The 14,853-nt window shown below is 53.5% G+C and carries 15 protein-coding genes; 5 read left to right on the top strand and 10 right to left on the bottom strand.

Annotation, left to right across the window (positions count from 1 at the left end; all coding sequences use genetic code 11):
- The first annotated feature begins 2 nt into the window (after positions 1-2).
- Positions 3-773, top strand: a complete 771-nt coding sequence (locus ACRRUX_RS05680; RefSeq protein WP_432528314.1) for an ABC transporter permease — start codon at positions 3-5, stop codon at positions 771-773.
- A gap of 98 nt (positions 774-871) precedes the next feature.
- On the opposite strand, the gene ACRRUX_RS05675 is transcribed toward ACRRUX_RS05680, so the two are convergent.
- The 9 genes from ACRRUX_RS05675 to sfsA form a co-directional block, all read right to left on the bottom strand.
- Positions 872-3,184, bottom strand: coding sequence for a methyl-accepting chemotaxis protein (locus ACRRUX_RS05675; RefSeq protein WP_432528073.1), 2,313 nt, complete (start codon positions 3,182-3,184; stop codon positions 872-874).
- Positions 3,185-3,291: 107 nt separating this feature from the next.
- Entirely contained in the window at positions 3,292-3,804 is a 513-nt protein-coding gene (locus ACRRUX_RS05670) for a DUF4124 domain-containing protein (protein WP_432528312.1), read from the bottom strand.
- A 219-nt stretch (positions 3,805-4,023) separates the two neighbouring features.
- The gene (gene panC / locus ACRRUX_RS05665; protein WP_432528071.1) at positions 4,024-4,869 is read right to left on the bottom strand and encodes a pantoate--beta-alanine ligase; all 846 of its coding nucleotides are present in this window, start codon (positions 4,867-4,869) and stop codon (positions 4,024-4,026) included.
- Positions 4,870-4,894: 25 nt separating this feature from the next.
- Positions 4,895-5,689 carry a 3-methyl-2-oxobutanoate hydroxymethyltransferase gene (panB, locus tag ACRRUX_RS05660; RefSeq protein WP_432528069.1) on the bottom strand — a complete coding sequence of 265 codons (795 nt, stop codon included), beginning with the start codon at positions 5,687-5,689 and terminating at the stop codon, positions 4,895-4,897.
- A 99-nt stretch (positions 5,690-5,788) separates the two neighbouring features.
- Positions 5,789-6,265: a 2-amino-4-hydroxy-6-hydroxymethyldihydropteridine diphosphokinase gene (gene folK / locus ACRRUX_RS05655; RefSeq protein WP_432528067.1), complete on the bottom strand. Its 477-nt coding sequence runs from the start codon at positions 6,263-6,265 to the stop codon at positions 5,789-5,791.
- Entirely contained in the window at positions 6,265-7,581 is a 1,317-nt protein-coding gene (gene pcnB, locus ACRRUX_RS05650; protein WP_432528310.1) for a polynucleotide adenylyltransferase PcnB, read from the bottom strand. The genes folK and pcnB overlap by 1 nt, the downstream gene beginning before the upstream one ends.
- 198 nt (positions 7,582-7,779) lie before the next feature.
- A complete protein-coding gene (gluQRS, locus tag ACRRUX_RS05645; RefSeq protein WP_432528065.1) occupies positions 7,780-8,649 on the bottom strand; it encodes a tRNA glutamyl-Q(34) synthetase GluQRS in 870 nt (289 codons plus the stop codon).
- A gap of 63 nt (positions 8,650-8,712) precedes the next feature.
- The gene (dksA, locus tag ACRRUX_RS05640; protein ID WP_432528063.1) at positions 8,713-9,156 is read right to left on the bottom strand and encodes an RNA polymerase-binding protein DksA; all 444 of its coding nucleotides are present in this window, start codon (positions 9,154-9,156) and stop codon (positions 8,713-8,715) included.
- A 161-nt stretch (positions 9,157-9,317) separates the two neighbouring features.
- Positions 9,318-10,022, bottom strand: coding sequence for a DNA/RNA nuclease SfsA (gene sfsA, locus ACRRUX_RS05635; RefSeq protein WP_432528061.1), 705 nt, complete (start codon positions 10,020-10,022; stop codon positions 9,318-9,320).
- Positions 10,023-10,151: 129 nt separating this feature from the next.
- Here sfsA and pepB point away from each other — a divergent pair, with 129 nt between their 5' ends.
- From pepB to ACRRUX_RS05620, 3 genes are all read left to right on the top strand, one after another.
- Positions 10,152-11,429, top strand: coding sequence for an aminopeptidase PepB (gene pepB / locus ACRRUX_RS05630; RefSeq protein WP_432528059.1), 1,278 nt, complete (start codon positions 10,152-10,154; stop codon positions 11,427-11,429).
- Between the two features lie 144 nt (positions 11,430-11,573).
- The gene (locus ACRRUX_RS05625; protein ID WP_432528057.1) at positions 11,574-11,708 is read left to right on the top strand and encodes a hypothetical protein; all 135 of its coding nucleotides are present in this window, start codon (positions 11,574-11,576) and stop codon (positions 11,706-11,708) included.
- A gap of 47 nt (positions 11,709-11,755) precedes the next feature.
- A complete protein-coding gene (locus tag ACRRUX_RS05620; protein ID WP_432528055.1) occupies positions 11,756-11,947 on the top strand; it encodes a hypothetical protein in 192 nt (63 codons plus the stop codon).
- Between the two features lies 1 nt (position 11,948).
- On the opposite strand, the gene thpR is transcribed toward ACRRUX_RS05620, so the two are convergent.
- A complete protein-coding gene (gene thpR / locus ACRRUX_RS05615) occupies positions 11,949-12,464 on the bottom strand; it encodes an RNA 2',3'-cyclic phosphodiesterase (protein ID WP_432528053.1) in 516 nt (171 codons plus the stop codon).
- Positions 12,465-12,580: 116 nt separating this feature from the next.
- Here thpR and ACRRUX_RS05610 point away from each other — a divergent pair, with 116 nt between their 5' ends.
- Complete coding sequence (locus ACRRUX_RS05610) at positions 12,581-14,773, top strand: putative bifunctional diguanylate cyclase/phosphodiesterase (protein WP_432528051.1); 2,193 nt, start codon at positions 12,581-12,583, stop codon at positions 14,771-14,773.
- The last annotated feature ends 80 nt before the right edge of the window (positions 14,774-14,853 follow it).

The following is a 14,853-nucleotide window of genomic DNA, read 5'->3' as shown; positions in this document are numbered from 1 at the left end:
ACATGACCAAGCTGTATTTCACTGCCTTCAAGAGCATTCTGATTAAAGAGATCACCCGTTTTACCCGGATCTGGGTGCAGACTCTGGTGCCGCCTGCGATCACCATGACCCTGTATTTTCTGATTTTCGGTAATCTGGTGGGCAGCCGGATTGGCGACATGGGGGGCGTGTCCTACATGGAGTTTATTGCCCCCGGCCTTATCATGATGTCAGTGATTACCAACTCCTATTCCAACGTGGCCTCCTCCTTCTACAGCGCCAAGTTCCAGCGCAATCTGGAGGAACTGATGGTCGCGCCTGTGCCCCATTATGTGATGATTGCCGGCTATGTGTTCGGTGGTGTGGCGCGGGGGCTGTGCGTGGGCTTTATCGTGACTCTGGTGGCACTGTTTTTCGTGGATATCAGTATCCAGCATGTGGCGCTGGTGGCCGTGACCGTACTCCTGACCTCCATGCTGTTTGCTCTGGGGGGGCTTATCAATGCGGTATTTGCCAAGAGCTTTGATGATATCAGCATAATCCCCACCTTTGTGCTGACGCCCCTGACCTACCTGGGTGGGGTGTTTTATTCACTCTCCCTGTTGCCGGATTTCTGGCAGGGCGTGTCGGCACTCAACCCGGTGGTGTATATGATCAACGTGTTCCGTTACGGCTTTTTGGGGACGGCGGATATCAGTGTACCGCTGTCGCTGGGTATCATAGTGGCCTTCTGTGTTGGTCTGTGGACTCTGGCTTACTATCTGGTGTCCCGCGGCATTGGCCTGAGAAGCTGAAACCCGTACTGAATTGATCAAACTATTAATGAAGTTGGTATCATTAAAAAAACAGGGCGACCCATGGGTCGCCCTGTTGTTTATCCGGCGGCAATCTGTCAGTACTTGAATCGTGCGGCCTGTCGTTTCAGACTGTCAGCTCCTTGCTCCAGTTCCAGGATCCTTCCTTGGGTGTTCTGGGTCATATCAGAGATGGCAACTGAGGATTTGGCTATCATCCTTGAGCTGTCATTGATTTTCCCAGTTTCTCTGGACTGCTCCTCAGCGGCTGCGGCAATTTGCAGGTTCATGGTATTCAGTGACTCGATCATCTCTACGATTTCATTCAGCATTTTGCCAGTGGTTTCAAACGCGCTGATCCCTTTATTGGTATTGGCGCCCGCCTGATTGACCTGCGCCACGGCACTTTTGGTTTCCTGTTGCAGTCGCTCAATCTTGGTGCGGATTTCCTCGGTGGAGGATTGAGTACGACTTGCCAGTGTACGCACCTCATCAGCTACCACGGCGAAGCCCCGCCCCTGTTCGCCGGCACGGGCGGCCTCAATGGCAGCGTTCAGCGCCAGCAGGTTGGTTTGCTCGGCGATACTCTGGATCACGTCCAGCACAGTGGCAATTGACAGACTTTCCTGCTCCAGCCGGATGATTGACTGAGTCACCTGTTGCATGGTGTTGTTAAGCTGGCTCATGTCCTTACCCATATTGGTGGCGACATTGGCCGTTTCTTTACATTTTACGTTGGCGGTTTGCACTGCATTGGCCGTGCTGCCTGCAGAGCTGGCAACGTCCTGAATGGAGTGGCTCATTTGCTCAACGGATGAGGACAGGCTCTGGGCTGTGCGGGTCTGGGAGCCCGTCGCTTCCCGGGCTTTTTCCATATCAGAGGCTATCTGTTTGCTGTGCTGGAAAATTTCATCTGTGGTTTTGCCGAAATTGGACAGCAGCTGCTGCATTTCATTAAACAACTGATTCAGGCTGGCGTTGAGTTTGCCCAACTCATCGCTGCGATTTTGATCGAATCTGGCCGTCAGATTTTTTTCTCTGGAAACCCGGTCAATCTGGCTGAGAGTGCTGACTATCGGTCTGGCGATGCCGCGGCCGACCACAACCCCGAGAATTGCAGCCAGTATCAGTAACAGACCAAATGTCAGCAGAATGCTCAGGATGACGGTGTGCTGCAATGTCTGCACATCGGCAAAGGCTTCTTCTTTGTCAATTTCAGCGGCAATGGCCCAGTGATTACCCAGTATTTTCAAAGGGGCATAGGCTGACAACACTTCAACCCCGCGATAATCCTGGATAAGTTCCATCCCGGCCTGACCGGCCAGGGCATTGCGTACCGCTTTGGTGTCAACCGGTTGCATACCTATCGCACTGTTTTTACTGGCGATAGTGTTTACTAACTCAGTTGGCAGGCCAGAGGCTTTGAGGGTTGCCAGATATCCGGCTTTGTCCTCCACCAAAAAACGACTCTGGCTGCGCAATGTTTTGTCCGGCCCGACCAGGTAGGTTTCGCCGCTGCTGCCCATACCGGCCTGATCCCAGTTACCATCAAAGGTCATGATGGCGTTGATGTTGTCTATGGGCATTTGGAAGATCAGTACACCGGCAGGTGCGCCATCTGTGTTGATGGTGGTGGCAATGAATGACGCCGCCGCTTCATAGGAAGGCGTATAAGCGGTGAAATCTTCCCACACGGTTTCGCCGGGTGTCTTGAGCGCCTGCTGGAAGGAGCGGGCAAGACCTGAATTGCGGTAGGGGCCGGTGCTGAGGTTGGTGGCGAAATCCAGTTCCTTGAACACTGAATAGACCACATTGCCATCAAGGTCGACCAGGAACACATCATAGTAACCAAAAGCAGTCAGGAAGTTGTTGATCGCCGGATGGAATTTACTGTGTACCCGGGCATAGTCCGATGTGTCATCACTGGTATTGAGACTATTCTTGCTGCCCAGTGGATTGGGGTTGTCGGCAATGTATGCGGTCTGCAATGCCTGCGCGGTTTTACTCAGCTCTGTCAGCAGGGATTGGGCATCAATTTTCAGGCCATCATTCAGTTGCTGATACTGCTGCTGAAATTCATCCTGATAGTAACGGCTGAGCGCCTGAGTACTCTGGTATTTCCCCTGACTCTGGGCGGAGAATTTCGGATAAGCCGCAGAAAACTCCCTGAGAGCGTTATGAATCGTGGGATCGCCGGCGTAGTTCTGCAGTTGGGTGGCGATGGTTTCCAGGTAGCCGGAGATCTCCTCCATTTTGATTGCCCGGATCGACATGAGCTGTTTGACTGCTCTGTCTTCGAGGGCCGTCTCCGATTTTGACAGGGTTAACCAGCCAATTACGCTGCCGGTGCCGAGAATCGCTATCGTTGACAGTAGCATGCAGGCCGCGACAATCTTGTGTGCAATCTTCATGGTGCAGATTTCCGTCTCTGGATTGGGGGAGGGTCAAATTAACTATAGCAAGCGTAAATCAACCCGCTTGCCCGGTTTGCAACACAAGGGCGTATTCGCCCGGTATTTCATTGTGATGCCGGAGGTTGAGAGGGGGAGAGCAGTTGCTGCTTGTGCTGTTGCAGCAAGCTGATAGTGTCGTTGTTTAGGTCGGTAAGTTGTTCAAAATGCTGGTCTATATCCGCTTTCTCTTTGACATACTCAGGGTCATTCTGGGGTTTTTTCTGCCAATAGCGTTTACGCTCCAATTTTTTTTCCTCACTCGCTTTAAGGATACGGAAATAACTGTTTTCCTGCTGTAACCGATAGATTTCTGCATCCAGCAGCTTCAGCAGTTTATCGCTGGAGAGGTTTTGGTTGCTGAGCAGTTCCTGCAGATGATCTTTGGCTTCCGGCCGCTTGTCTGAATCTATCTCTGTGGTCAGACCGAGCTGATACTCGATTTTGTGTTGACGAAATTCTGAAGGGCAGGCGGTTTGACTGAAGATGACTTTGTCATCCCGCATGCACTTGTATACGGAATTTCCGTAAGCTGCCTGGGACAGCAGCAACAGTGTCAGCAGGGTGATGCGATAAATCATCAATCAATATCCTTATTGGGCTGTCCGGGGCTGAGATTGCAGTTATTTCAGGGGTATCTGCTTGCTTATGTTGGCAGAACATATTCTTGATTAGCAATATTTTAACATTGTACTCAAGCTTGGCATTTATGCCAGTTCTTTGACGGCGGAAGGGCTTCTGACGAAATAAAAAAGGGCCGCCCGCAGGCGACCCTAAAACGCATGGTGTAATCGCTGCGGTCAGCGACTGAACTCAAGATTGTCGATGAGCCTGGCTTTACCCAGATAAGCTGCCGCCAGGATCACCAGCTGAGCGTCTTCATCTGTCGGCTCGGCCAGGGTGCGGGCACTGCGCACGGCAATGTAGTCCGGCTGCAAACCACAGCGTTCAAGTTGCATCAGCGCGGCTTCAGTTGCAGTCTGCACGCTGCTGCCAGCCTGAATATCGGCTGCCAGTTTATCCAATGTGTGCTTGAGTGACGGCGCCAGCTGTTTCTCATCGGCGGTGAGATAGCCGTTGCGGGAGCTGAGCGCCAGCCCTGTGCTTTCACGCACCGTATCGACGCCCACGATTTCTACCGGAATAGACAGGTCTTCCACCATAGTGCGGATCACCAGCAGTTGCTGGAAGTCTTTTTTGCCAAACAGGGCGATGTCAGGCTGCACCAGATTGAACAGTTTGCACACGACTGTGGCTACGCCGCGAAAGTGTCCCGGGCGGGTCTGACCGCAGAGCTCATCGCTGATCCCCGGCACTTCCACATAGGTCTGCTCGCTCAGGCCTTTAGGATACATAATCCCCGGCGTAGGCGTAAACAGCAGTTCACATCCTGCTTCACTCAAGGCCTGCTGATCCGCCTCAAGGGTTCTTGGGTAAGCATCAAGGTCCTCCCCCTGGCCGAATTGCAGGGGATTGACGAAGATGGAGGCCACCACATGGTCTGCACGTTTGACCGCTTCTTTGATCAGCGTGATATGCCCCTGATGCAGATTGCCCATGGTGGGGACGAAGGCGATGGTTTCACCGCGCTGACGCCATGCTTTTACCCGGGCACGGAGGTCAGCAATATTAGCGCTGGTAATCATACTGGATTCATTCACAAAAATTGGCTCAGTTGAAAGTGTGTTCTGCTGCAGGGAAACGGCCGTCGCTGACTTCTTCGATATAAGCTCTAACCGCTGCGCGGATCTCACCGGTTTGCAGCAGATAGTTCTTGGAGAATCTCGGGATATAGCCGCTGGAAATGCCCAGTACGTCATGCATGACCAGGATCTGGCCATCGGTATCTTTACCCGCACCAATGCCGATAACCGGAATGGTCAGCGCCTCGGTAATGGTTTTGGCCAGCGCGGCAGGGATGCACTCCAGTACCAGCAGCTGCGCGCCGGCGGCCTCCATGGCTTTGGCTTCGTTGATAATACGCTGGGCGTTGTCGGCGTCACGTCCCTGAACCTTGAATCCACCGAACACATGGACTGACTGAGGTGTCAGCCCAAGATGAGCGCACACAGGAATGCCGCGTTGGGTGAGCATACTGACGCTCTCGAGCAACCACTCGCCGCCTTCTACCTTGACCATATTGGCGCCGGCCTGCATCAGTTTGGTGGCGTTTACCATGGTTTGCTCTGGCGTGGCGTAGCTCATGAATGGCATATCGGCAATCAACAAGGCACGCTCAATCCCTCTGTGGACACAGCGGGTGTGATAGGCAATATCGTCAATCGTCACGGGCAGGGTATCGCTGTGACCCTGCAACACCATTCCCAGCGAGTCGCCTACCAGCAAAACATCAATGCCTTCCTGGTCAAATGCGCCACCGAAACTGGCGTCATAGGCGGTCAGCGCCGTAAATTTACGGCCTTCCTGTTTGAATTTGATTAAGGTCGAGCTGGTGACTTTAGACATATGGGTACTTATTAAACTGTCAGGAGAGGCAGTTATAAGGGAACTGCAAGGGAAGTTCAACGTCTGTCCGTCACAGGCTGAGAAGATTTGGTGATTAAATCAGAGAGGGATCAGCTCGTTGCGCATGGATTGGGTGATCAGTGCCGCAAGCCGGGTTTGGCAGGGCAGTTGCAGATCCGGCGCCAGATCTGCCAGTGGAACCAGCACAAAGGCACGCTGTTTCATGCCATAGTGAGGCACGGTCAATCGGGGGGTATTGATGATTTCATCGCCATACAGCAGCAGGTCAAGATCCAGCGTTCTGGGGCCCCAGCGCACCAGACGCTGACGTCCCTGCTCAAGCTCAATACGCTGCAGTTCATCCAGCAGCGTCAGCGGTGCAAGTTCAGTCTGAAATGAGGCTACCGCATTGACATAGTCGGGCTGCTCCACTTCGCCCATTGGCGCTGAGCGATAATAGGGCGATACCCGCAGCGTACCGGGCTGTGCCAACGCAGACAGCGCCTGACAGGCGCTGTCCAGTTGTTGTTTTGGCTGCTCGAGATTGGCTCCGAGTGCAACAAACACCAAAGGCATTATTCGTCTCTGCCCTGGCTTTCCGGGCTGTGACTGTCTTCATTGCTGCGACGGCGGCGCCTTGGGTTGCGGTTACGGCGGCGCGGCGTTTTGCCACCGGATTTCACCAGGGTCGAACGCAGCTCGTCATTACCTTCCACAAAGGATTGCCACCAGTTGGCACATTTGGCCGTATGACCACCTTCGGCTTCGCCCCGCAGCAGTAACAGATCATAGGCTGCACGGAATTTCGGGCTTTCCAGCAGTTTGAATGCTCGGGTGTTCTGGCTGCGATCAAATCTCAGCTGCATCTGCCAGATATCCCGTGCCGGCGCGGTAAAGCGGCGAGGGATACTGATAGTACGGCATTGATCCTCCAGTACATCACCCATGGCGGCAAAGCTGGCGTCATACAGATTCAGGCCACTTTCGTGGGCGATCTCTTCAGCGCGGGTACGCAGTGGATACCAAAGCAGGGCGGCGTAGAAGAAGGCCGGTGTGACCGGTTTGTCTTCGATGACGCGGGCATCGGTATTACTCATCACCATCTGCACCATACGGTTGAGCGGGCCCTTGGGGTTCTCTTTAATACCGTTGTGGATCAGTGGGAACAAGGGCTGGAACAGGCCATACTCCTGCATCATGTGGAAGTTGGCTTCACCTTTTCCGGCGAAGAACAGTTTCAGCACTTCTTCATACATGCGGGCGGCAGGAATATCACTCAGCAGATGCGCCAGTTCACGGATCGGGGCCGCGGCCGCTTTATCCAGCTGCATATTCAGCTTGGTGGCAAAACGCACGGCGCGCAGCATGCGCACTGGATCTTCCCGGTAACGGGTGGCGGGATCGCCAATCAGGCGCAATACTCCGGCATTCAGATCCTGCAGACCGCCGCCATAGCTGCGGATGCTGTAATCGCTGATGTCGTAATACAGGGCATTGACGGTAAAATCGCGGCGCTCGGCATCTTCATCAATGCTGCCGTAGACGTTGTCACGCAGCAGACGGCCTGAGGCATTGGACTTGGATGTTTTGTCGTCGCCCTGATCGTGATGACCACGGAAGGTCGCCACTTCAATCACATCCCGGCCAAAAACAATGTGTGCCAGACGGAAACGACGGCCAACCACACGGCAGTTGCGGAACAGCTTTTTGATCTCTTCCGGCGTCGCATTGGTGACCACGTCGAAATCTTTGGGTTCCAGGCCCAGCAGCAAATCCCGAACACCGCCGCCGACCAGATACGCCTTAAAACCGGATTTATGCAGACGGTACAACACCTTAAGGGCATTTTCGCTGATTTGCCTGCGGGAAATGTTATGACCGTTGCGAGGGATGATCTCCAGAGTCAGGCCGGATTCCAGGGTCTCAACATCTGATTGGGTCTTACTCTGCGCGTCTTCGAACAGTTGTTTACAGAATTGGCTGATACGGCGAAAAATGGGACACCTCGGAACAATTGTGTAATGGGTTAAAAATCTGGCGGCTATTCTATACCAAATGCCACGGGATGAGTATACGCAAGCCCGTAGGCCTCAGTTTGTCAGCAGGATTTCCCGTTGGCCGGGAATTCTGTGCAGCTCAAATTGAGCAACGGCCTGCTCGAGCATAAGCCGGATATCCTGATACCACTCGACCTGTGGCTGACCGAGAAATGTCAGCGCAGCCTGCAGCGCAGGTTGTGGCTGATTGCCATCGACCGGCGTGGCGTGATTCTGCTTGGACAGTTTAAAACCTGGCTCAAGGCTGGCCAGCGGCAGGTGCAGCCACTGGGGCTCGGCCAGGCCAAATTGCTGATAAAGACTGAGCTGCCTGACGGTAGCTTCGAGTAAATCTGCCCCCCGAACCACTTCAGTTATGCCCTGAAAGGCATCATCCAGCACGACTGCCAATTGATAGGCATACAATCCATCACTGCGTTTGAGGATGAAATCCTCGGCGGCAAAATCTGTGGATGTGGTGACCTTGCCCATCAGAATATCGTCGAAGCTGGCGATAGCACTTTGGTTGCGGATGCGAATTGCGCCACTGCTCAGCGGCGGCTCAAGTCGCCCGCAGCGGCCATCATAGGTGCCGCCCATCTCTTTGATTTGTTTGCGAGTACACTGGCAAAAATAGGCCTGATCATCGGCCAGCAGGTTATCTATCTGCTGTTGATAGGCTTCCAGGCGGTTGCTTTGATACAGGATGTCGCCATCCCAGTGCAAACCAAATTGCTCCAGCGTGCGCAGGATATCATCCGCAGCCCCCGGGATTTCTCTCGGCGGGTCAATATCTTCAATACGAACCAACCACTTGCCTTGCTGCGAGCGGGCACGCAAATAACTGCCCAGTGCGGCAACCAGTGAACCAAAATGCAGAGAACCTGAGGGGGACGGCGCGAAACGGCCTGTATAAGATGACATACTTGAATAATGCTGCTCTGGGTTGCAGCCAGGGCGGGCAAAAACCCGCACCTGAGGCAGGGATTAACCTGCCATCTGCTTTTCTTTGATCTCTGCCAGTGTCTTGCAGTCGATACAAAGGTCGGCGGTAGGACGCGCTTCGAGGCGACGGATACCGATTTCGATACCACAGGAATCACAGAAGCCGAAATCATCGTCTTCAATTTTCTGCAGTGTCTTTTCAATCTTCTTGATCAGCTTGCGCTCACGGTCACGGGCACGCAGCTCCAGGCTGAACTCTTCTTCCTGAGCCGCACGGTCAACTGGATCCGGGAAGTTGGCCGCTTCGTCCTGCATGTGGTTTACAGTCCTGTCCACTTCTTCACGCAGTTGATTACGCCAGGCTTCTAAAATGGTCTTGAAGTGGGCCATTTGCTGGCTGTTCATGTATTCCTCGCCAGGTTTCTCCTGGTACGGATCTACACCTGCGATAGCGAGAACGCCAAGTTTTTTAGTGCCTTCAGGCATAACGCATCTCCTGTCTTCAATTGCGTTGTAGGGCGTCTGATTCAGAACGGCCGCTATCTATATCAGAATCTACCCACCTAGGCAAATCTTTCTCGTCAGCTTGAATGAATTCTTTGACTATGTCCGCTAATTACCTGAAATTCAAATTTTGTGCTGAAAATTTATACTAATACAGGACAGCTGCAGTCTAATTCACTGGTGTTTTCATTCAGATGACAACGATAGGCCAGCACCTCGACGCCAGCCTCTATCGCCTCGTTAAACAGTGCAGCATAATCCGGGTCGATGTGGGCTGCCGGGGATACATTATTTATACCTGTATGCTGCACAATAAATAGCAGGACTGCCCGCTTGCCTTCGGCCACCATTTGCATCAGTTCCCGCAGGTGTTTCTGGCCTCTGGTGGTAACTGCGTCAGGAAAGTAGCCTCTATCTCCTTCCTTTAATGTGCAGCTTTTTATTTCGATATAACAATCTGCTTTTTGGTCATCGGTCAGCAGAATATCAATGCGGCTGTTTTCTTCGCCATACTTTACTTCCCGGGCGAGTTTGGCGTACCCGGTCAGCTCAGGAATGTTGCCGGCCAGAATAGCTTCTTCTGCCAGCGCGTTGGCGCGGCCAGTGTTGATGCCAATCAGCTCACCATCCGGGGTTTGCATTAACTCCCAGGTGCAGGCGTATTTGCGTTTGGGGTTGTCCGAGCGGGAAAACCATACTGTTTCTCCCGGAAACAGACAGTTTTTCATGGAGCCGGTATTAGGACAGTGAATGGTGATCTCGCTGCCATCCGGCAACTGGATATCGGCGAGGAAGCGTTTGTAGCGTTTGAGCAGTTTGCCCTGCTCAAGTGGCGTCGCGAATTGCATGAATGGCTCCGGCAATGGAAAAGCCTACAGGCTAGCAACTTCCCTTTATCAGTCAATGATCTCACTTGGTTCGCCTATGCCGCCCATGTACACTGAGGACAATCTGTACACATAGGATAAGGAATCTCCATGACGGAACTTATGTTGGTCAGCCTGACCGAAGAGGCGCCCCAGGCCAGTTGGGGAAAAGCGGATGTCACCTTTGCCGGAAGCTCTGCTTATATACACGTTGGCAATAGTCAGCCGCTGCTGCAGATCCAAAAGGCTGCCCGCAAGCTGCGCGCTCTGGGTATCAATCGGGTACAACTGGGCGGCGATCTGTGGCAGTTGTCTTCCCAATGGGCCTTCGCCCAGGGATTTGTTGATGCCCGCATGGACTATGAACTGAGCTGGTGCGGGGATGACGACATCCAGCAAACTCTTACCCAGCGTTTGATCTGTGCCAATTTTGCCCGTCAGCTGATCAATGAAACGCCCGAGAATCTGTCGCCGGTCAGGCTGGCGCTGACGGCGGCCCATTGGCTGCAGGATTTGGCACCTGAGCACATCAGTTATCGCATCGTTGAAGGCGAAGCCCTGATAGAAGAGCAGTGGGTTGGTATTCACGCCGTCGGGCGCGGCAGCGATCGGCCGCCTGTATTGCTGGAGTTGGATTACAACCCTCTGGGTAAAGATGCACCAGTATCTGTGGCTTTGGTCGGAAAGGGCATCACCTTTGACTCAGGCGGCTACAGCATCAAACCCTCTGAAGGCATGCTGGGCATGAAGTGCGACATGGGCGGTGCGGCAACGGTAACCGCAGCGCTGGGCTTGGCGATTCATCAGGGACTGAATAAACGGGTGAAGCTGTATCTGTGCTGTGCCGAAAACCTGATCAGCGGTCATGCCTATAAGTTGGGTGACATTCTCACCTACAAAAATGGGGTAACAGTGGAAGTGGTCAACACCGATGCCGAAGGGCGCCTGGTGCTGGCCGATGGCCTGCAGGCTGCCAGTGAATCGGGTGCGCCACTGATTATTGATGCTGCGACCTTAACCGGCGCGGCCGTCATGGCCGTGGGTAAGATGTACAACGCCATTTTCTCGACCCGTCCCGAAGTGCTCGAATTGGCAAGGGCCAAAGCCGCCGCCGTGGATGAGCGGGTCTGGCCACTGCCGCTGGATCCCTGGCATCTGGAGGCCTGTCCGTCGGCCTATGCGGATACCGCCAACAGCCGCGCAGTAAAAGGTGGTGGTCCGGGGGGCGCCTCCAATGCGGCGGCTTTCCTGTCTCGCTTTGTGTCACCGGATGCCAATTGGCTGCACATGGATATCGCATCTGCCTTTGAAGATAACGCTGGCTCAATGTGGAGCGCCGGTGCAACCGCGCACGGCGTACTGACTGTGGCCGAGCTGCTCAAAGACTGACAGCAGGCTTAATGATTCAGAAACCGCCGTTTACCGGCGGTTTTTTTATGGAAGGGAATTAAAGAATGAAGAGAGTAAAAGCCACTGCAGCAGATGCGCAGCTTTGTCTGGATATTCGCCGGGAAGCAATATTGAAAGGGTGTCATGGATTTTATCCGCAGGCGGATTTGGTCATCTGGAGAGTTGGAAGATTGGTTTGTTGAGGTGGTCGAACAACATTTCTATTTGGGCGTGATTGATCAGCGCCCCGTAGTTACTGGTTTTTTGGATGAAGAGTAAGACCCGTTGGAGGCTATTTTTGTTTGGACAGATGCGATGGCAGGGCGATGATCACATTTCTGGAGTCCATGGCTGCCTCCCGGGGATTTATTGCGCTGACGCTGGAAGCCACGCTTAACGCCGCATCTTTTTATCGCCGTTGCGGTTACGGTGGTGAGGGGAAAGAAGTCGATGCCATTTACCATTTGCCCAGAGGGGTGGATTTACCCTGTGTCAGAATGAGTAAGACGCTAATTTGAATTAGCCAGAGCGCAGCGGCCAGCTCTGGATAATGTCATAGCGCACGCCATCACCTGGATTGTGGGACAGGTATAAATGCAGGCTATCGGGCTGTAGGCTTATGCTCGGCGGCACGACCTTTGCGGGCAAGGATTTGGCTTTACGACTGAGGGTAATGTGGGGCGTGAACGGATGCTCACTCTGGTGCAGCCCCAGACGCGCTGCCAATTGGCCGGCGCAGTGCGCCAGTTGCTTAAGTGCCGGATCCATCACCGTGCCACTGAGGCACAGCACTTTGGCGCCTTGCCAATAAACCAGTTGATCAAGGGTAACACTGAATCTGCACCGTGGCAGACCTGCCACTGCGTCGCGCAGCTGTTGCTCCTGCTCCTGACTGACCATACCCAAAAACACCAGTGTCATATGCAGATTGGCCTGATTTACCGGTTGACCACTGGACTGACAGTCCCGCTGCAGCGCGCTCAGCTGTACAACTTGCGCCGGTGTCGGAGCAAAGCCAAGAAAAAGTCGCCTCATCCAAAAATCCTCAAGCAGCAGGGTAAGCCGGAAATCTTAATCTATTCTTAGAGGTAAATGGGGAAAAGCAACCCGGATTCTGGTTGTCCCTGCTTAAGAATAAAGGAATGGTTTTCATGTCGGCAGTGAATGGCACCCCTCTGCAGCAGGCGTTGGTGGATATATTCAGTGATGCGCCACTGGTTACGCTGGAACAGAATGTCGACAGAGCGCTGCGAACTATTACTCAACAGCTCAAATGCGGCGGGGTGTTTGTGCTCAGTTCAGACTTTTCCGGCAAGGGGTTGAAACCCCGAAATCTTTACGTCAAAGCTGGCGCAGGTCTTGGTGGAAACGCCGATTGGCCGCTGGCCAGAATGCCCTATTTTCGCCGTTTGATGCGTACACCAAAGTTATTGAATCTGACTGATATCAACGATCTGCCCCAGGATGCCCGGCAGGAAAAGCAGTTTCTGCGGGAGCAAAAGGTCAAAAGTCTGCTGGTGTTGCCACCGCTGGTGTTTGGTGACACTCAAATTGCGGTTGGTGCAGTGAACTATGAGCAGCCCAGAAGCTGGGATGAGACATTTATCTCAGAGCTGCAGCACGCCCAGGCGCTTATCGGCGCAGCCATGGAACTGACCCGAATTGCCCGGGAGCTGCTCAAAAGTGAGCGGCGCTACCAGGATTTGTTCAACCAATTGCCGCTGGCCTGCGGAGTGCTGGACAGTAGCGATAAACTGACCATGCTCAACAAGGTTGCCCGCCTGAACATGCCTCTGGCTGAAGATCATCTGATCTATGAGCTGGTCAGCGAGGAAAAACATGATGTGCTGCGGGAAACCATTCAGGTGGTGCGTGAGGGGCGCCTGTCTCAGGCCTGGTGTGAATTGCCAATTGTGGTGCGGCCCAATACCCGGCACTGGCTCAAACTGAATTTCAGCCGTATCCAGGACAGCGACAATCTGGTGATTATGGCTGAAGATGTCAGTGAGCAGCATCGTCTGGCCGATGAGCTTTCCTTCCATGCCAATTACGACACTCTGACAGGGTTGCCCAATCGTCTGCACTTTGAAGCCATGCTGGAAAAACTGCTTAAACGGGAAGAGCAGGTGCCTGTGTGCATTGCCTTTGTGGATCTGGATCAGTTTCAGGTGGTCAATAATATCAGTGGCCATATCGCCGGAGACAAACTGGTTTGCCAGATTGCCATGCGCCTGAAACAACTGGTTCGCAAGGGGGATTTGGTTGCCCGTCTGGGTGGCGACGAGTTTGGCATTCTGATGCACTACTGTAATCCGGAATCGGCCAAGATGATCGCCAGACGTATCTGTCAACAGATTGAATCCCATGAATTTTCGTGGGAGGGCAAACAGCACAGAGTGACCGCCAGCCTGGGCATGGCCATGCTGGATCCCGATGCCCGGGACATATACAACGTGATGACCCAAGCTGATGTCGCCTGTCGGCTTGCCAAAGAGCAGGGTCGCAATGGCTGGCATTTTTACAATCCGGCAGATCCCAAAATGTTGCGGCTGTATGGTGAAATGGCCGCGTCGGTGGATTTGGTCAGCGCGCTGGCCGATGACAGATTTGAACTGTATTTCCAGCCCATAGTGCCGCTGCTGGTGCCTGAGACCGGGATGCATCTGGAGGTGCTGCTGCGTTTACCTGTGGGCGATGGCGAGATGCTGTCTCCCGGTGTTTTTTTACCGGCTGCCGAGCGCTATAGTCTGGCGCCCAGAATTGACCGTTGGGTAGTGGATAATTTGCTGTTGTGGGCCGCGGATCATTTGTCACAGTGGCAACAACTGGCACTGGTATCAGTGAACCTGTCAGCAACGTCGTTACAGGATGAGGAGTTCATGACCTGGCTTGAGTTGCGGCTGATGAGTGAGCCAGAACTGGTGGATAAGCTTTGTTTTGAAATTACCGAGACGGCGGCCGTCAGTCAGATCGAGGTGGCCACCCGTTTGATTGAACTGCTTAAGCCATTGGGCTGCAAGCTGGCGCTGGATGATTTTGGCTCAGGTTTTTCCAGTTTCGCTTATCTTAAGGAACTGGATGTGGATTTTGTCAAAATTGACGGTCAGTTCATTCAGCAGGTGTGTAACAATGCCAAGGACAAGGCCATAGTTAACGCTATCTGCCAGCTGGCAAGAGAGATGCATTTCCAAACCATCGCAGAGTTCGTCGAAGATGATGCCATTGCCACTCAGTTGGCCCGTGTCGGGGTGGATTATGCTCAGGGGTTTGCGATTGCCCGTCCGCGTCCTCTGGCAGAGCTGGATATTGACCAACCTCCGGCGAGCCTGCATATCAGCGCCTGAGCCTGATCATCATGGTCGCAGGTTGTTGGTTGGACTTGGTCTGGCCTTCCTTAGTAAACTGGCGCTAATTTTTCCAGCCT

Origin of the sequence: Shewanella sp. GXUN23E (assembly GCF_050865035.1) — a bacterium.
Classification (GTDB): Bacteria; Pseudomonadota; Gammaproteobacteria; order Enterobacterales; family Shewanellaceae; genus Shewanella.
This window is presented reverse-complemented; position numbering and strand designations above follow the sequence as displayed.